This is a genomic window from Vibrio azureus, from assembly GCF_002849855.1.
Lineage (GTDB): Bacteria > Pseudomonadota > Gammaproteobacteria > Enterobacterales > Vibrionaceae > Vibrio > Vibrio azureus.
The window spans coordinates 2332826-2349717 of the sequence record NZ_CP018616.1 but is presented as its reverse complement, the minus strand read 5'-3'; the positions used below and the strand labels follow the sequence as shown (position 1 = coordinate 2349717).

The following is a 16892-nucleotide window of genomic DNA, read 5'->3' as shown; positions in this document are numbered from 1 at the left end:
TGTTTCAATTTAGCCGGTTCTTAACGTTATGAAAGATACTCAGCTTTGTATCTTTCGAATCGTTTTTTAAACTTGAATGCAATAAGGTAAAATACAATGAAGATTGAAGGAAGTGCACCACCCCCACCACCGCCTCCAGTAACGAAAGTGGAAGCACCACAAACTAAGGCCATTTCAGCCTCAGAGCAAAACAGAAAAGAGGCCGCTGCTTTTAATGCTAAGTTTAAGCTTGAGTGGGCAGATGATAAAGTGCCGACACTGCCCTTTACAATGGCAGAGTATTCAATGAAGCTCCCTATTCCCAAAGATCAAACTGTTGCATTAGTTGATCATCCTAGAGCTCAAGAAATAAAAGATAAAGTGAAGTTTGCCCACTTTGCTGCTGGTGGTTTTGAGCAGGTAAAATCCAACTTTGAACTGAAAGTCATTGATGAAATTCCGACAAAATCGAATACAAACCCTAAAGATATAGCAAAGCTTGGAAATACTGGTTTTAGCTTCTTTTTGCCTGTTATTGGTACTGAAAATACGTCTGCATACCGAGGCTTTTTGAGTGATGCTCGTCAAGTGATGACTTTGGATGAATCACTGACAGCTCGAGGTGATGTATGGTTATCAAAAGACATGCTAGACATCGCCGGTGATGAAGAAAAAATGCGAGAGGCGGTCAGTCAGGGGATGAGGGGCCATATCGATAGCGTAAAAAATCATATAGCGAACCATATTTATGAGATTGAAAATGAGCATCAAAAGCCACTGAGTGACAAAGAAATGGCTGACGCAATTGATCAGCTTGTGGGTGGTTTAGCTGAACTTAAAGTACCGGGTTCAATGCCTGTTACCGGTGACGGTTGGAAGGACAACCCTAGCTTTGTCGATAAGTCTCAAATTTTTGGCCAGCTTGTCTAATAGTAAAAGCAAATAAAGAGTTCAGTGACCTCGCTCTGAATCAAGCATCTTGAAGTCACTGGGGTATAGGACTTATTGAACTCTATTTGATGGCAAGTAATGAAGGTGAGTATGCAGCGGTAGGATTCATTTTGTTTAATGACTCTTTACGCGTTATAATGTGTCCGTTTTTTGTTCAATACTGCTGTTGTTATGCCTTCTACCACCAAATCGATTCTTACTGACCAAGCCTCTGACTCAAACTCTGCAGGTAAAACCTTGATGCAAAAATGGCTCGAGCGTTCATTAATGCTTATTGCGTTAATTGGAACCTTGGTTGTGATAGTGATGTACCGAGACTTAATTATGCGTTATTTAAGTCCACCTTTGGCAAAATCGGCGGTATATGGAAAGTGGGTTGAGCAAAATGTCCCTTCCTATGCACGAGAAGAGTTTATCCTGAGTGCAAAAGGGGTGACTGTCCATGGTTCTGTTGTGGCAACAGATTTTTCTCTTGATGAGAAAACATTGTCATATAAAGTCGGTAGCTCGATTCGTCGATTTGATTTTGTAGACCAGCACCATACTGAGATTAAATTGAACTCGCATGACCATTACCTCCCAGTGTTTCATCTTGAAGGACGTTCTCATTTGAAAGTTCTTTAATTATTGATTTCTCATATTTTCCTCTATTATCCTAGTCAATTCCTAGCTAGGCTACTAGCAGTGAGGTTTATCTCGCTGCCGCCTTTGCCGGGATGAGCATGGATAACGGCTGTTTTCCATTGCACCACAGGCATTTGTTTGCCATCCTTTCGCTATCTTCTTTAATGGAAATAACACGTGTTTACAAAACTCTTTCCTATTGCGTCTCTAAGCATCCTCTTTGGCTGTGCCACAACTACTGAACCAGAGCAGCACGCACTTGCTCAACAATACGTAGATGGTACTTTTACGCATATTTTAAATAGAGTCGAGGTGGTTGAATCGAATAAACCTCAAGACTTTACAGAATTTCCTAAGCAAGCGGAACAAGTGGTCACTCATTCACCTTCGATGGCAAAAATGTACCAACCTTTGTATGAAAAACTGAAGGAATGGGCGTTGCAAAGTGGTGATACAACGGCTCTGGGTGATTATGGAATTAAGGTTGCCCAACTGGGTGGAGGTGATAAGCAAGGCAATGTTCTGTTTACTGGCTATTTTTCTCCGGTGATGGAGTTGCGTCATACTCCTAATCAAGAATACAAATATCCAGTTTATGGGAAACCTGATTGTCAAAGTCACTGTCCGACTCGTGCTGAGATTTACAATGGGGCTTTAGAAGGGCAAGGGTTGGTTTTAGGCTATGCCCCTAATTTGATTGATCCATTTATGATGGAAGTGCAAGGCAGTGGCTTTGTTCACTTTGAAGATGACGATACTTTAGAGTATTTCGCGTATGCAGGAAAAAATAACAAAGCCTACGTTAGTATTGGTCGAATCCTCATTGAGCGTGGCGAAGTGCCGCGGGAAAAAATGTCGCTGAAAGCCATTAAAGAATGGGTGGCTAAACACGATGATCAAACGGTACGTGAACTGCTTGAGCAAAATCCATCGTATGTTTTTTTTGAGCCTCAAGCGGATGCGCCTGTTACAGGTTCGGCAGGGATTCCATTATTGCCAATGGCTTCTGTTGCAGGGGATCGATCTATTCTGCCCATGGGTACCCCTATTTTGGCTGAAGTTCCATTATTGACTAAAGACGGCAAGTGGAGTGGAGCACACCAGTTGCGCCTGCTCATTGTCTTGGACACGGGCGGAGCGGTTAAGCAGAACCATCTGGATCTCTATCATGGTATGGGGCCAAGAGCCGGAACAGAAGCTGGCCACTATAAGCATTTTGGTCGAGTTTGGAAATTGGGTCTAGAAAATACACCGACCCAAGCTCCTTGGGCTTTATCGCCAGAAAAGTTACAATAAAGACACTCACTTCGCTCTGAATCAAGTATTTGAGGCCAATTGGGTATGCGTTGAGCTTTTTACTTATTGATTCATGATGTGTGCTGGGTTGGAATCGGCCTGATTCAAATGCAAAAGGCACACATGGTGTAGACATTTTTATAAAGAGTGCGTATAAAATCGCACTCTTTCTTTTTCTATTATTCATCTGGATTTTCGTTATGCGTGAACTTGATACTCCGGCTTCAGAAAATTACGACCAACGTTTTGGTGGAACTCGTCGTCTTTATGGTAATAATGAAGTTGAGATCCTGCGAGCAGCTCATGTCTGTGTCATCGGAATTGGTGGCGTTGGTTCATGGGCAGTCGAAGCATTAGCACGAACGGGTATTGGTGAGCTTACATTGATCGATATGGATGATGTGTGCGTGACTAACATTAACCGTCAAATCCACGCGATGACTGGGACAGTCGGCAAAAGCAAAATAGAAGTGATGGCAGAACGAGTAAAACTGATTAATCCAGAGTGTCAGGTGAACTTGATTGATGACTTTATTTCTCCCGATAACCAACACCAATATTTAAGCAAAGAATTTGATTACGTGTTGGATGCAATCGACAGTGTGAGAGCAAAAGCTTCTTTGTTAGCCTACTGTCGTAGCAATAAAATCAAAGTCATCACAACGGGTGGGGCTGGTGGACAAGTTGATCCAACACAAATAAAAGTCGCTGATCTAACGAAAACCATTCAAGACCCTTTAGCGAAAAAGATTAAAGATACTCTGCGTCGTCATCATAACTTCCCGACTAATCCGGCCCGTAAGTTCGGTATCGACTGTGTCTTTTCTACTGAGCAGTTGAAATATCCTCAAGCGGATGGTTCCGTGTGTGGAGTGAAGTCGACAGCAGAAGGACCAAAACGCATGGATTGTGCCAGTGGTTTTGGTGCTGCAACTGTCGTCACGGCAACATTTGGCTTTGTGGCGGTATCACGTATCGTTGAAAAGCTAATTCAAAAGCATAAGAAGTAAACCAAAGAGAACAGCACGTCATGATTGAGTTTCCTATTTCACCTTTTGGTCGTGATATTACCAGCGAAGAGATTGTTGCAACGATGCAGCAGTTTAAAGGTTGGGAAGACCGTTATCGTCAGGTCATTCAATGGGGTAAACAATTACCACAGATGCCTGAAGCACTTAAATCAGAGCAGGTTACGGTATCTGGCTGTGAAAGCCTAGTGTGGTTGGTGAGCAAAGAGCAAGAAGGTGTATGGTACTTCTGTGCAGACTCTGACGCACGTATCGTGCGTGGCCTGATTGCCTTAGTGATGGCGGCTTACGACGGTAAAACAGCAGAACAAATTCAAGCGTTTGATATCGATGCTTATTTTGACCAGCTTGGTTTAATTGCTCATTTAAGCCCATCACGAGGCAATGGATTGAAAGCGATTGTGGAGAAGATTAAGGACCTAGTTCCTAGGGACTTAGGTTGTGAGCGAGCCGAAGCGAGGCTGGGAATCGATTTGTAGCGAGTATTTAAGTTAGGAATTTAGGAATACAGAGCGCTTCGCTTACAGAATACGGAAGTGTTGACATCTATATGAAAGGCATGAAAAATAATCCGTAATCCGTAATCCGTAATCCGTAATCCGTAATCCGTAATCCGTAATCCGTAATCCGTAATCCGTAATCCGTAATCCGTAATCCGTAATCCGTAATCCGTAATCTAAAGTCCTAGGACCTAGGACCTAGGACCCTAGACCCTATCTCCTAAAGCATATCTAGCGCTTTTTCTACTGCGGCAATCAGCTTATCGACATCTTCTAAAGTATTGTAAATACCAAATGAGACACGTACTGTGCCTTTGACATTCAATGCATCCATCAATGGGTGGGCACAGTGATGGCCTGCGCGAACCGCGATATCTTGTTGATCCAGTAAAGTCGCGATATCTTGATGATGAACGCCATCAATGACAAAAGTTAGAACGGAAGCATGAGGTTGGTAGCCGAGAATACGAATATCCTCAAGCTGGCTTAAGGCGAGATAAGCTTTGTTTTGCAGGGTATGTAAGTGGGATTCTACCTCTTGTTGGTCAAAGCTTTGATACCATTCCACAGCTTTTGCTAGAGCGATCGCACCTGCTACATTCGGTGTACCTGCCTCAAATTTACCCGGCAAAGCAGAAAAAGTGGTGCGTTCGAAAGAGACTCTTTCCACCATTTTACCACCGCCGTGCCATGGTGGCATGCTTTCTAACAACTCAAGCTTACCATACAGTACCCCAACGCCTGCTGGAGCGTAGAGCTTATGGCCAGAAAAAACGTAAAAGTCAGCGCCTAATTCAGAGAGATTTAGTGTTTCATGAACAATGCCTTGAGCTCCGTCAATTACGACAACCGCGCCTACGTTATGGGCCAGAGTGATGATGCTTTCAATGGGTTGTCGAGTTCCTGTTACATTGGTGATCTGCGCACAGGCGACAATTTTACAGCGTTGTGAAAGTAACTCTTTGAAGGCTTCAAGATCAAACTGGCAGTCTTGAGTCATTGGGACTTTCACCACTTTTGCTCCGGTTTGTTCAGCGACAATTTGCCAAGGAACAATATTCGCGTGATGCTCCATTTCACTGATCAATATCTCATCGCCTGGTTTTAACGTGCTTCGAGCATACGTCTGAGCAATAAGGTTGAGCGCTTCGGTCGCCCCTCGTGTCCAAATGATTTCTTTTGAACTTGCGGCACCAATAAAGGTTGCGATTCTTTCTCGTGCTGCTTCGAACTGGCCTGTTGCTTGGGCTGTTAAGCGATGACTCCCACGATGCACATTAGCGTTCTGTGCACTGTAGTAGTGACTTATCGTATCAATCACACACTGTGGTTTTTGTGTCGTTGCTGCACTGTCTAAATAGATTAACGCTGGTTGGTCAGCAGCGTGGTTTAGAGCAGGAAATTGTTGGCGAATTTCGTCTACATTTAGCATGATGCTTCACCCAGCTTGTGATAGTGCAGTGTTGGTAAGGTAATCATCGGCTCTGCTACCGACCAAGCATGCGCTTTTCCTGACAGCTTAATAATGATCTCCATGGCAAACTCTAAGGCCGTGCCGGGGCCTTGGCTAGTGATCAAGTTATGATTGATATCGATAGTAACGCGTTTGGGACGCCATTTATCCTGTGGGATTTTATCTTGAAAACTCGGGTGACAAGTCATCAGTGCGTTTTGATAAAGCTGGTGGTGCTGAAGAACGAGAGCTGGGGCGGCACATATAGCAGCGACCAGTTTTCCTTCATACATATGCTGCTTTAGCATCTCCATCATGACCGTACTGTCGCGAAAAACTTCTGCGCCTTTCACGCCACCGGATAGCACGATAACATCAAACTCATCATCGGCAATGTCGACCAGCTTGCAATCAGCGGTCAGTGTTACTCCTCGTGAGGCTTGCATGGTTAACGAGCCATCGAAGTCAGCGCTGGCGACGGTGACATCATAACCTGCTCGTACCATCATATCGATAACCGTAACGGCTTCCATCTCTTCAGTACCAGGTGCGATAGGAACTAAGATTTTTTTATTCATTATTTTTCCAGCTGTGTTCAATTTGTTTGATGCGGCGATAAAGTTTGGCATTTTCTGGTACTGCAATTTGGTGTTGCTCAGCACAATGCATGACGTACCCTGTAATAAAGTCTATCTCGGTATCGCGTTGATGAAAAATATCTTGTCTCATTGACGAATAATTTTCAGCCGTAGCATGAATCACTTGCATGGTGATAGCGTGCAGCGAAGCAAACTCTACCTCAATCTCTTCTTTGCTCATGACTTCAACCAATTCTTGGATCAGATTGTTTATCATTGGCTGGAACTCTGGGGCTGCAAGCTGACCATTTTTGCATTGATGAATGGCCGTTAATGGGTTGATCACACAATTTATTGCAAGCTTGTTCCACAGGGCGGGTTGAATGTCGACCTGCCAATCAACGGTGGGTAAGGCATGGTTCATGACCGCTTGAAGAAAGTGACACTGAGTTCCTTTACTATTGAAGCCGCCCATGTGGGTAGTACCGAACCCAGTATGAAGAACATGATTGGGAGCAGGTTTGTATGCACCATGGGTGGTGGTGGCGATGACAATCGGGTTACTTGCCAGCTTCTTGGTTATGAATTTGGCAGTGCCCATTCCGTTGTGCATCAACATCACGATAGTTTCAGGCGGGATATGTTTCAACAACGGCTGAATCGCCAGCTCTACCTGGCAGGCCTTAACAGTGACTAGGATAAGATCAGCGTTTTTCAGAGCAGAAATGTTTTGATTAGCAAAGCTGATCTCAGGGTCTTGATCCAGTTTAATCGAGAGGCGTTTGTGCGAGTTTCTGGCCCATAACGAAACATTGTGGCCAGCAAGTTGCAATTTGGTTGCCCAGAGAGAGCCAATGGAGCCCGGGCCAAGGATAAGAATATTCACTAAACGCGCTTATAAAAAATACTTTACAGCAAGGATAATGAGAGAGAGAAGGAAAGCAAATAAAAAATGGCGCCAAATCGCGCCATTTTAAGAGATTTCAGTTCAATTAGAATTTGTAAGAGACCGCTACATAGTGAGCAATACCTGATGATTTGAAGCTGTTGCTGTCTTTGATACCGTAAACATCTTTATAAGCTTTTAAGCCATAACCAACAGCATAGCGATCAGAGTGCCAGTATAAGCCGTTAAACATTACGCCGCCTTTGCTTGCCGTTGCACCAAGTTCTTTCCTCATACCAAACTGGTAATCAATGTAGCCTTGGTAAGAGATAAACGAACCATTTTCGAAGAAGTAGAATGGCTTAAACCAGTTGGTTGATACTTGGTAGCCGTTCCAATCTTTTTGATTGCCGTCATAAGTTCCGTAAAGGTTTAGGCCAATTTTACCTAACCAAGGAACCATAACGTTTGAGCCAAGACCAATCTTTTGGTTGTTCACGCCGCCGTTTTTACCATCCCAAGTCATCTCAGAAGCAACAAATAATTCTTCGACAGGGCCAAAAGAGAGATCTTTACCTGTTAGAGCATCAATCGACATGCGTGGTGCAAACTTCATAAACATTTTTGAATTCGAGTCGCCAGCTTTATCACTGCCTTCATCGGTAAGCAGGTTGAATACATCAACGTAGCCGTACAGATCAAACATGCCAGAACGTCCACCAAATTCCATTTCTAGGTAGTCATGTGAGCTCTCACCTGGAAGCTCATCAAATGCACCCATTAGGTTGAACTGCAAAAACTTGAAGTCGTTCTTGTGGATGTCGCCATCTGAATAGTCAGCAGCAAAAACCGGTGCAGAAGTTGCAGCAAGAAGGCTTAATGTTAGAAGTGATTTACGCATAAAAGAGCTCTCTGTGATTAATATGGTTCAGAATGCATAGTCTTTGCTGTGCTTTCTAATCGCGGTGAATAATAGCGACAAAAATTGCAAATAAAAGGCTTTTCTAATTTAAATCTTGCCACTTTTTGTGATCAAAACCACATTTCCAGAATAATTGACGGAACTTATTACTTTATTGGTATTTTGAGCCACTCTGATGTTAGAAAACGTTTGCGTAAACGGTTAAATGAATTTTCTGTAGATGTTTTCACTGTGTAATGTGTTGGTGATCGCTCGTTAACAATATTCGTAGAAGTAAACACAACAAAGAGGTTTAACGAATGAACGAAGTGATGTTGTTTCCACTAACGTCGGTTGTGTTACCCGAAGGGAAAATGAAATTACGCATTTTTGAACCGCGCTATAAAAGAATGGTGAAAGAGTGCAGCCTAAATAACGTCGGCTTCGGGTTGTGTTTGGTTGAAAACACTGCGGCTAGTGATAAACAGAGCAAAATAGCGACTGTGGGTACCCTTGTTCAAATTGTTGATTTTGAGCAGTTGAGTGATGGACTGTTAGGCATTACTGTTGTTGGAATTAAACGATTTTCAGTTGGGCGTATGTGGACTGAATCCGATGGTTTGCGCAAAGCGCAGGTAGATTGGATGGAAAATTGGTCGTTGCCTAAGGATGTCCCTGATTTTTCTGGTCTGAGTGAACATCTCGCTGAGATTCATAATAGTTTGTCTCAGTTCAATGAGCTCTATTCCCATCGTTTTTACGACGATCCTAATTGGGTCACACAACGTTGGTTAGAGTTGTTGCCATTAGATTGTGCTTCCTTTGAACATCTGGCTGGGGGTAGTCATTGCATCACGGCATTAAATTTCCTCAATCATGCCATGGGATATAGAAAAACCATCTAGAGGTATGAGCTGTACTATCGGTGTTTAATCGTTGCACATGTGATCTGTTTGCTGGCTAAATACGTATGATTTAGACATGGTTAATTTGTTTTAGCGAACGTTTCCGTTTCAGTCATAATTATGTCTCAAACGGCTCATTGAAATAGTTAAACAACTTTTCGACTTTTGAAACACTTACGTTGGACCACCAGTCAGGCATGCTCCTGACTTGATTAAGGCTGATTATGATGAGTGAAAGCCCACAAACGTTAGGGCGGAGTGAATGGATAGTGTACATGGATAAAGTGAAAGCAAGAGATAAAGATGCTTTCGCTTTCGTTTTCCGTTTTTATGCGCCCAAACTCAAGCAATTTGCCTTCAAGCATGTCGGCAACGAACAGATAGCAATGGAGATGGTTCAAGAAACCATGGCGACAGTATGGCAGAAAGCCCATCTCTATGACGGTAGCAAAAGTGCATTGTCTACTTGGATTTATACTATCCTTCGTAATCTTTGTTTTGACATGCTTCGTAAACAAAAAGGAAAGGAACTACATATTCATTCAGATGACATATGGCCAGCTGAATTTTATCCACCCGACTTAGTTGACCATTATTCTCCTGAACAGGACATGCTAAAAGAACAGGTTTTGAAGTTTTTGAATATTTTACCCAAGAATCAGAGAGAGGTACTTCAAGCCGTTTATCTTGAAGAATTACCCCATCAGCAGGTTGCTGATATGTTTGACATCCCTTTAGGAACAGTGAAGTCCCGTTTGAGGCTTGCCGTAGAAAAATTAAGGCATTCAATGCATACGGAGCAATTATGAACAGTCATCTAGATACTAATTTGTTGGAAGCTTATGCAGCTGGTGATATCGATGCTGTTTCTGGTTTGTTGGTTGCGACTCATCTGGATATTTGTCAGCAATGCCGCTCCTTGGTCAATCAACTTGAAGATAAGCACGCGAATCAAGCATGCGAACCTTTGTTCGAGTACTCAGATGATTTCGAACAAATGCTAGACGATATCGTTTCCCAGCCCGCTGTTGGCGACCATTTTGTCTTACATGATCTCCGCTCAGTGAAAGTTGCAGGTAAAGAGTTTGCTCTTCCTAAACCTTTATATCGCTTTGCTGACTTGATCGGCGATTGGAAAAGCTACGGTGGCAAGGTTTTTAGTGCCCCCATTGACTTCGGTGAAGATGAAAGGGTGAACCTGATGTACATCAATGAGGATGTCAAAATTCCTCAGCACACTCATAAAGGCTTGGAGACAACGTTAGTTCTTCATGGTGGTTTCAGCGATGAACATGGTCACTATGAAGCCGGTGATATTATCGTCAGAGACAGTCAGTGCACTCATACTCCGTTTACTAAAAAAGGTGAGGATTGTCTTTGCTTAGCGGTATTGACCGAGCCAATGCTATTTACTCAAGGTGTCGCGAGAATATTCAACCGCTTTGGCAAGGGGATTTATCCATAACTTTTAACTGCCTTACTTGCTGAGTTTCTTCCGAAGTTTAGCGCAGCAGATTTATCTTAAAATAAAGGGAGCTTGATAGGCTCCCTTTATTTTTGTTTTTATTTTTGCGCGCTGGCCTGTTTGAGTAACTTAGTGAAATAATGCCTCAAAGAAAACAGCATAAGTAAACTTGGTATGACCATTAATGTGGTGATAATAAAGAACATACTCCAGTTATCAAGGTAATCAATCAGTTCCCCGCTAAACCCAGCTAACGTTGTCCGCCCAAAGCTGCCGAGGGATGCAAGCAAGGCATACTGAGTGGCTGAGAAAGCTTGCCCTGTCAGAACCGTTAAAAATGATACGAATGCTACAGTGGAGAAAGCCGCAGTAAAGTTATCAACGATGATCGTCGCTAAGAAAAGGTCAGTATTTGGGCCAACAGCGGCAATTCTAGCAAACATCAGATTACTGGCGGCCATCGCTATCCCCCCAATCATAAGGCCACGGACAATACCAAATTTCACATTGAACATACTGCCGATAAGGGTAAATAGCATGGTAAAGCCCCAGCCGATAAGCTTCGAATAGTAGCCAATTTCCTCATTACTGAAGCCGATTTCTTTGTAAAAGGTGATCGACATTCGACCTAAGAACGCTTCGCCAATTTTAAACAGGAAGACGAATAACAGCAGAGTGAATGCAACACGGGTCCCATTGCGTCTAAAGAAGTCAATAAAAGGTTCTGCAACGGTCACGGTAAACCACGCCAAGGCTTTATCTTGTGTTAGCCACTCATGGCGTCTCTGAGCTTCGGCTTGTAATTTCTCTCGTTGAGTGATTGGCTCGTCGACAAAAAGAGTGAATGACATCAGTAAGACAATAACAACGGCCATTCCATAATATACCCCACTCCAGCCGATACTATCGGCGTTGATGAAGGCAAAAAAACCAGGGAGAGAATAACCTGTCCACCAACCAATCACCCCCATTGCTGCCGCTTGTGGTAGCTTCGATTCTTCACTTTTTGGGAAAGTATCGATACGAAATGCATCGATAGCAATATCTTGAGTCGATGAAGCGATCGCAATTCCTAGCGCTAAGGCAGAGGTAAACATCAAGTCTTCACGCGGGTCAATGCCCGCAATATAGAGCGTTGCAACAAGAATGATGGATTGGCATAAGAAGATCCAACTACGTCGTTGGCCTAATAAGTGATACAGCACCGGTAATTTCACACGGTCGACTAAGGGAGCCCACATGAAGTTGATCGAATAGACAGCAAACACACTGCCAAAGTAACCAATCGCCGTTCTTGTAAGGCCTGCATCGGTGAGCCAGCCTGACATGTTGGATCCAATTAAGACCCACGGAAAGCCACTTGCACAACCTAACATGAGAATCCATAGTAGACGTTTGTCCAGATAGCTGCGAAATGTTTCCAGCCATGTCTTCGATGGGGATGAAAGCATAATAAATCCCAAATTGAGCAAAAAGAATAGCCCTTTTATTTACTTAGGTAGATCAATACGAATATATCGGTAAAATCAATAGTAAGGGCTATGAAGAGTTTCAAGTAACCGATATCTCTTTGATACGAGGTTACTTGAGGTGATTTAGGTTTCGTTATTATTTTAGTAATGTCACGTTTTTTATGATAATTGGCTTAGTCGGAACATCACTTAAGCGACCAACTGACTTGGTTGGTATTGTGGCCATCTTCTGTACGACAGGGAAACCAGACACCACTTTACCAAATACGGCATAACCTGCTGAGCGCGCATTTGCGTTAAGATAATCGTTATTGACATAGTTAATAAAGAACTGGCGCGTTGCAGAGTTAGGATCGTTGGTGCGAGCCATCGCAATGGTTGCCATATCATTTTTTAAACCGTTATTCGCCTCGTTTTTTATAGGGGCAAAGGTGTCAACTTTTTGCATATCTTGGTTAAAACCACCACCTTGGGCCATAAAATCAGGGATAATACGGTGAAAAATAGTGCCTTTGTAGCTGCCATCTTTGACGTATTTCAAGAAGTTTTCCACAGTAACGGGGGCTTTCTCTTGGTTTAGTTCGACAGTGAAATCACCTTCAGAGGTTTCAAATAAAACATTCGGTCCGGCGAAAACACTAGCGCTGAATAAAGTGAGAGAGAGAAGTATTTTTTTTAGCATTAGAAACGTTCCTGCATGTATTGGCGAAGTTCATTGTCATTGGCAATTTCTTTCAGAGTGAGAGCAAGCACATCATTTAATGTTTGCTCGATGTCTTCATCTGAGGCGCTGAGCGTACCAGAACGTTTCGCCGTACCGTTGTAGGTTTTGACTAACTTACCTTGTGGTGTTTCTGCTGTGATTTCAAGGACAACGTTCGCATCCATTTCTTTTTTCATCACAGAGTGTTTAACATTGACCAGTGCTTCCTGTACAACCAACTTCAACGTATTGTTGCTGTTGAGATCTGCTTGAAACCCCTGAGAAGACAACTGTTTCGCTAAGGCTTCTTCAAGAGAAATCCTTAAGTTCTGCTTTGCATGTAGTGGTAAAATATTGGCTCTGCCACTGTCAACTAAGGCTACATATTGTGCAGGACGTACATCTTTGCTCGATAGGCGGTAAGTTTTACCTTGTACAATAGGGTTGGCACTTAATGTGGTTGCAGGCATAAGGTTAAGTTGAGCTTGTTGTGGTGCCGAGCATGCCGTGAGTAAAGCAACGGAGGCAGCCAGTAGCATTTTTTTCATTTAATTTTTCCTTTATCAATAATATTGGCAATGAGAATCAGACTCTATTGCTTTGTAATTAATTTAGCAGGGTTTTTTGTTGCTTGTAAAATGATGAACTTATTATTAGTGGCAATCTGTTTGACGTTTTGACGGCCAAAAAGACGCGTCAACTTAGCATCATAACCAAGGTGGCGATTACCAATCACAAGAAGATGACCACCGCCTTTCAAGACTTGCTTAGCATCACAGAACATTTGCCATGCGATATGGTCGGTAATGGCTTGTTGTTGGTGGAATGGAGGATTACACATAATGAGCTCCGCACTTTCGGGAGCGAAGTTATCTAAGCAGTTGTTGGCAATGCACTCTGTGTTTTGTGATGCCACTAAATTATTGGCGAGATTCTGTTTCGCAGACGCCACCGCCATAAAGCTCTCATCGACACACGTCAGCTTAGCTTGTGGGTTCATTTGTCCAATTTTAACGGAGAGAACGCCGTTACCACAGCCTAGGTCAATAATGCTGGTTAAATTCGAATCTTGGGGAAGGTGTTGCAACATAAACCGAGCACCCAAATCCAAACTTTCACCCGAGTAGACATTGGGCAGGTTGTCGAGTTGAATATTTTCACCGTCCACTTTCCATGAGGTGATGGGCGAAACTTCTTGAATCGGAGACGCATTGGCTTGGGAGAAAACCAAACGATGTTTTTTCCACGCTAATGAAGTCGTGGTTTCACCTAAATATTTGTCAAATAGTTTCAACGTTGAAGTATGGATCTCTTTCGCTTTATTGACGGCGATAACAGGGCATGACGTTGAAAGAGATTGCCGCAATTGGCTCAAGAGCCAGATAAGATGGCGATTACTTTTGGGCAGTTGGAATAAAACGAGATCAGTATTGCTAGGGATCTTATCCATTGTCGTTAAGATACTGATTGAGCGGCAGTGGTTTAATTGTAAATTTTGCTCAGTACCTTTACGTGAAATAAACGAATCACTCATCAATGTCACGTTGTGTTTTGCGGAGAACCAACATGATAGAGCCCCAAAATGGTCATTAATAACGACAATATTTTGGTTATCGGGTAAATTCAGGTCCTCAACATGATTGATAAGATATTCATCACCTGCATCCCAAGCTTGAAGTGTTTCATTACTGCGTTGAGGAAAGCGGTGGAGGGTGAGGCTTTTGTCATGAAGAGTGAGTTCAGTTTTCATAGTCAGTGTTGGTTATTAGCCTGTTTGTGCGCATTGTCGCAAATGATGGCGTTGCAAGATACAACAAAAAGCTACAAATTTATCAATTATGTATTTTCTTAAACAGAGAGAATCTGCTATTCCGCTTCGTTCTCTTCCTTGAATTCGACTCAGTAACATCGTTCTGAATCCATCATCTTGAGAGCACTTGGATATACCCTTATATGGGTATAGCATCTTAAAGCTACTTCAGTATACTTTGTGGTATCTGATTAATGACGCTAAAGGCAAAATATGATTCAAGATATCATAGAACAGAAACTCCAAACTGAGTTACAACCTACGTATTTAAAAGTGATTAATGAAAGCTACATGCACAATGTTCCGCCAGGTTCTGAAAGTCATTTTAAGGTTGTAGTGGTCAGTGATTGTTTTAATGAGCAACGATTGATTACACGGCATCGTCAGGTTAATACAGTATTAGCGGAAGAGCTTGCAAATCATATCCACGCGTTGGCTATTCATACTTATACGGAAAAAGAGTGGCAAGCGAATCTAGAGCAAAACCTTGTACCAGACAGTCCTAAATGTCAGGGTGGCAGTCAACGTTAATTATTACCTCCATCTGAGTTTGCCCAAAGTGATGATATCGTTTGGGCGATGTCAATGCGTTAAAGAAGACTGAAGATTCTCATCATCTTGTGAAATAGGCTTGGTTAACACACTTGTATGCAAGAAAAACAATAACGCTAATCGCGTAGTTTAAATTCTAATTAACCTTTTTGTTTTGATGGTTTTTATTTGTGCGTTTGGTCATAAATCTGACTATTCCCTGACCTTTTGCTCTCAGTTTTACGGAAATAAACGAACCTTTCTCTCGATTGATCATGGCATCAAGTTCCCAAAAAATGCTAGACTATTGCACCTGATAAATCTCGCACAAACCCTGTGACGAGATGTTTAAGAGGATGTTGCGATTTTGATGCTTTAATGGCATTGAAACCGGACACTTATGTCGTGTCTAAAAGTTACGCAATCAAAAGAATCTTTTTTCCGATAAAAGTAGTGCAAGTGCGTATGATTACAATAAAGAAGGGTTTGGATCTTCCTATTGCAGGAGCTCCATCCCAGGTGATTAATGATGGTAAAACCATCAAAAAAGTCGCCTTGCTTGGCGAAGAGTACGTTGGCATGCGTCCTACCATGCATGTCCGCGTTGGCGATGAAGTGAAAAAAGCGCAAGTTCTTTTTGAAGACAAGAAGAACCCTGGCGTGAAATTCACTGCACCCGCAGCCGGTAAAGTGATCGAAATTAACCGTGGCGCTAAGCGTGTACTTCAGTCTGTTGTGATTGAAGTTGCAGGTGAAGAGCAGGTTACCTTTGATAAGTTCGAAGCAGATAAACTAGCAGGTCTAGATCGTCAAGTGATCAAGACTCAACTAGTCGACTCTGGCCTTTGGACCGCTTTACGTACTCGACCGTTTAGCAAGGTTCCAGCAATCGAGTCTTCGACTAAGGCAATTTTTGTGACAGCAATGGATACCAATCCATTAGCCGCTCAGCCTGAGTTGATCATTAATGAGCAGCAAGAAGCTTTCGTTGCTGGTCTTGATATTCTTTCAGCATTAACAGAGGGCAAGGTTTACGTTTGTAAATCAGGTGTTACTCTGCCAAGTTCGACTCAAAAGAATGTTGAAGAACATGTTTTTGATGGCCCTCATCCAGCAGGTCTTGCTGGTACCCACATGCATTTCTTATATCCAGTAAATGCAGAGAATGTGGCTTGGAGCATCAACTACCAGGACGTGATTGCATTCGGTAAGCTTTTCCTTACGGGTGAACTATACACGACTCGTGTTGTTTCTCTCGCGGGTCCCGTGGTGAATAACCCTCGCTTAGTGCGCACTATCGTCGGTGCTGCGCTTGAAGATATGACTGATAATGAACTCATGCCTGGAGAAGTTCGTGTCATTTCTGGCTCGGTTCTTTCTGGTACACAAGCAAGCGGACCACATGCTTATCTTGGCCGTTACCATCAGCAGGTTTCTGTCCTACGTGAAGGTCGTGATAAAGAACTCTTTGGCTGGGCAATGCCGGGCAAAAACAAGTTCTCTGTTACTCGTTCATTCCTTGGTCACATCTTTAAAGGTCAGTTGTTCAATATGACAACATCGACCAATGGTAGTGATCGTTCTATGGTTCCTATTGGTAATTACGAGCGCGTAGTGCCGTTAGATATGGAGCCAACTCTGCTACTTCGTGATCTGTGTGCAGGTGATACTGATAGTGCTCAAGCACTCGGTGCCCTTGAACTGGATGAAGAAGATCTAGCATTGTGTACCTTTGTATGTCCAGGTAAGTACGAGTACGGTTTGTTACTGCGTGAATGCCTAGATACTATCGAGAAGGAAGGGTAATTTT

Annotated in this window: 18 protein-coding genes; 10 read left to right on the top strand and 8 right to left on the bottom strand. The window is 42.9% G+C overall.

The features are described 5' to 3' along the window. The first annotated feature begins 96 nt into the window (after positions 1–96). The 5 genes from BS333_RS10675 to csdE all read left to right on the top strand — a co-directional run bounded on the left by BS333_RS10675 (position 97) and on the right by csdE (position 4357). Positions 97–909 carry a hypothetical protein gene (locus BS333_RS10675; protein WP_021708204.1) on the top strand — a complete coding sequence of 271 codons (813 nt, stop codon included), beginning with the start codon at positions 97–99 and terminating at the stop codon, positions 907–909. Between the two features lie 261 nt (positions 910–1170). Beyond that, the gene (locus tag BS333_RS10670) at positions 1171–1554 is read left to right on the top strand and encodes a DUF2850 domain-containing protein (protein ID WP_418369078.1); all 384 of its coding nucleotides are present in this window, start codon (positions 1171–1173) and stop codon (positions 1552–1554) included. A 177-nt stretch (positions 1555–1731) separates the two neighbouring features. After that, positions 1732–2850, top strand: a complete 1119-nt coding sequence (gene mltA, locus BS333_RS10665) for a murein transglycosylase A (protein ID WP_021708206.1) — start codon at positions 1732–1734, stop codon at positions 2848–2850. A gap of 200 nt (positions 2851–3050) precedes the next feature. Further along, a complete protein-coding gene (gene tcdA / locus BS333_RS10660; RefSeq protein WP_021708207.1) occupies positions 3051–3860 on the top strand; it encodes a tRNA cyclic N6-threonylcarbamoyladenosine(37) synthase TcdA in 810 nt (269 codons plus the stop codon). 20 nt (positions 3861–3880) lie between these two features. Then, positions 3881–4357 (top strand): cysteine desulfurase sulfur acceptor subunit CsdE, encoded by a 477-nt coding sequence (gene csdE, locus BS333_RS10655; protein WP_021708208.1) that lies wholly within the window; start codon positions 3881–3883, stop codon positions 4355–4357. A 241-nt stretch (positions 4358–4598) separates the two neighbouring features. Here csdE and csdA read toward each other — a convergent pair whose 3' ends face one another. The 4 genes from csdA to BS333_RS10635 all read right to left on the bottom strand — a co-directional run bounded on the left by csdA (position 4599) and on the right by BS333_RS10635 (position 8196). Beyond that, entirely contained in the window at positions 4599–5810 is a 1212-nt protein-coding gene (csdA, locus tag BS333_RS10650) for a cysteine desulfurase CsdA (RefSeq protein ID WP_021708209.1), read from the bottom strand. After that, positions 5804–6409 carry a DJ-1 family glyoxalase III gene (locus tag BS333_RS10645; RefSeq protein ID WP_021708210.1) on the bottom strand — a complete coding sequence of 202 codons (606 nt, stop codon included), beginning with the start codon at positions 6407–6409 and terminating at the stop codon, positions 5804–5806. Before BS333_RS10645 ends, csdA begins: the two co-directional genes overlap by 7 nt. Beyond that, complete coding sequence (gene panE, locus BS333_RS10640; RefSeq protein WP_021708211.1) at positions 6402–7295, bottom strand: 2-dehydropantoate 2-reductase; 894 nt, start codon at positions 7293–7295, stop codon at positions 6402–6404. Before panE ends, BS333_RS10645 begins: the two co-directional genes overlap by 8 nt. Before the next feature lie 106 nt (positions 7296–7401). Then, positions 7402–8196 (bottom strand): nucleoside-specific channel-forming Tsx family protein, encoded by a 795-nt coding sequence (locus BS333_RS10635; protein ID WP_021708212.1) that lies wholly within the window; start codon positions 8194–8196, stop codon positions 7402–7404. A 320-nt stretch (positions 8197–8516) separates the two neighbouring features. Here BS333_RS10635 and BS333_RS10630 point away from each other — a divergent pair, with 320 nt between their 5' ends. The 3 genes from BS333_RS10630 (at position 8517) to BS333_RS10620 (ending at position 10566) form a co-directional block, all read left to right on the top strand. Next, positions 8517–9101 carry an LON peptidase substrate-binding domain-containing protein gene (locus tag BS333_RS10630; RefSeq protein ID WP_021708213.1) on the top strand — a complete coding sequence of 195 codons (585 nt, stop codon included), beginning with the start codon at positions 8517–8519 and terminating at the stop codon, positions 9099–9101. 224 nt (positions 9102–9325) lie between these two features. After that, positions 9326–9910 (top strand): RNA polymerase sigma factor, encoded by a 585-nt coding sequence (locus BS333_RS10625; protein ID WP_021708214.1) that lies wholly within the window; start codon positions 9326–9328, stop codon positions 9908–9910. Then, the gene (locus BS333_RS10620) at positions 9907–10566 is read left to right on the top strand and encodes a ChrR family anti-sigma-E factor (RefSeq protein ID WP_021708215.1); all 660 of its coding nucleotides are present in this window, start codon (positions 9907–9909) and stop codon (positions 10564–10566) included. Before BS333_RS10625 ends, BS333_RS10620 begins: the two co-directional genes overlap by 4 nt. Before the next feature lie 98 nt (positions 10567–10664). Here BS333_RS10620 and BS333_RS10615 read toward each other — a convergent pair whose 3' ends face one another. The 4 genes from BS333_RS10615 to BS333_RS10600 all read right to left on the bottom strand — a co-directional run bounded on the left by BS333_RS10615 (position 10665) and on the right by BS333_RS10600 (position 14491). Further along, the gene (locus BS333_RS10615) at positions 10665–12017 is read right to left on the bottom strand and encodes an AmpG family muropeptide MFS transporter (protein WP_033003194.1); all 1353 of its coding nucleotides are present in this window, start codon (positions 12015–12017) and stop codon (positions 10665–10667) included. Positions 12018–12174: 157 nt separating this feature from the next. Further along, positions 12175–12720, bottom strand: a complete 546-nt coding sequence (locus BS333_RS10610) for a peptidylprolyl isomerase (protein WP_021708217.1) — start codon at positions 12718–12720, stop codon at positions 12175–12177. Continuing rightward, a complete protein-coding gene (locus tag BS333_RS10605) occupies positions 12720–13289 on the bottom strand; it encodes a YajG family lipoprotein (protein WP_021708218.1) in 570 nt (189 codons plus the stop codon). The genes BS333_RS10610 and BS333_RS10605 overlap by 1 nt, the downstream gene beginning before the upstream one ends. Before the next feature lie 44 nt (positions 13290–13333). Then, positions 13334–14491, bottom strand: coding sequence for a methyltransferase (locus tag BS333_RS10600; RefSeq protein ID WP_021708219.1), 1158 nt, complete (start codon positions 14489–14491; stop codon positions 13334–13336). A 273-nt stretch (positions 14492–14764) separates the two neighbouring features. Here BS333_RS10600 and bolA point away from each other — a divergent pair, with 273 nt between their 5' ends. Both bolA and BS333_RS10590 read left to right on the top strand, forming a co-directional pair. Beyond that, entirely contained in the window at positions 14765–15082 is a 318-nt protein-coding gene (gene bolA / locus BS333_RS10595) for a transcriptional regulator BolA (RefSeq protein ID WP_021708220.1), read from the top strand. Between the two features lie 465 nt (positions 15083–15547). Beyond that, a complete protein-coding gene (locus BS333_RS10590; RefSeq protein ID WP_033003213.1) occupies positions 15548–16888 on the top strand; it encodes a Na(+)-translocating NADH-quinone reductase subunit A in 1341 nt (446 codons plus the stop codon). The last annotated feature ends 4 nt before the right edge of the window (positions 16889–16892 follow it).

Bases quoted from the DNA above. Each gene is read 5' to 3' on its own strand.
- BS333_RS10590 (WP_033003213.1), top strand. From the start codon at position 15,548: ATGATTACAATAAAGAAGGGTTTGGATCTTCCTATTGCAGGAGCTCCA.
- BS333_RS10630 (WP_021708213.1), top strand. From the start codon at position 8,517: ATGAACGAAGTGATGTTGTTTCCACTAACGTCGGTTGTGTTACCCGAA.
- BS333_RS10620 (WP_021708215.1), top strand. From the start codon at position 9,907: ATGAACAGTCATCTAGATACTAATTTGTTGGAAGCTTATGCAGCTGGT.
- csdE (WP_021708208.1), top strand. From the start codon at position 3,881: ATGATTGAGTTTCCTATTTCACCTTTTGGTCGTGATATTACCAGCGAA.
- BS333_RS10610 (WP_021708217.1), bottom strand. From the start codon at position 12,720: ATGCTAAAAAAAATACTTCTCTCTCTCACTTTATTCAGCGCTAGTGTT.
- csdA (WP_021708209.1), bottom strand. From the start codon at position 5,810: ATGCTAAATGTAGACGAAATTCGCCAACAATTTCCTGCTCTAAACCAC.
- BS333_RS10675 (WP_021708204.1), top strand. From the start codon at position 97: ATGAAGATTGAAGGAAGTGCACCACCCCCACCACCGCCTCCAGTAACG.
- BS333_RS10670 (WP_418369078.1), top strand. From the start codon at position 1,171: ATGCAAAAATGGCTCGAGCGTTCATTAATGCTTATTGCGTTAATTGGA.
- BS333_RS10625 (WP_021708214.1), top strand. From the start codon at position 9,326: ATGATGAGTGAAAGCCCACAAACGTTAGGGCGGAGTGAATGGATAGTG.
- BS333_RS10635 (WP_021708212.1), bottom strand. From the start codon at position 8,196: ATGCGTAAATCACTTCTAACATTAAGCCTTCTTGCTGCAACTTCTGCA.
- BS333_RS10615 (WP_033003194.1), bottom strand. From the start codon at position 12,017: ATGCTTTCATCCCCATCGAAGACATGGCTGGAAACATTTCGCAGCTAT.
- bolA (WP_021708220.1), top strand. From the start codon at position 14,765: ATGATTCAAGATATCATAGAACAGAAACTCCAAACTGAGTTACAACCT.
- tcdA (WP_021708207.1), top strand. From the start codon at position 3,051: ATGCGTGAACTTGATACTCCGGCTTCAGAAAATTACGACCAACGTTTT.
- BS333_RS10645 (WP_021708210.1), bottom strand. From the start codon at position 6,409: ATGAATAAAAAAATCTTAGTTCCTATCGCACCTGGTACTGAAGAGATG.
- BS333_RS10600 (WP_021708219.1), bottom strand. From the start codon at position 14,491: ATGAAAACTGAACTCACTCTTCATGACAAAAGCCTCACCCTCCACCGC.
- BS333_RS10605 (WP_021708218.1), bottom strand. From the start codon at position 13,289: ATGAAAAAAATGCTACTGGCTGCCTCCGTTGCTTTACTCACGGCATGC.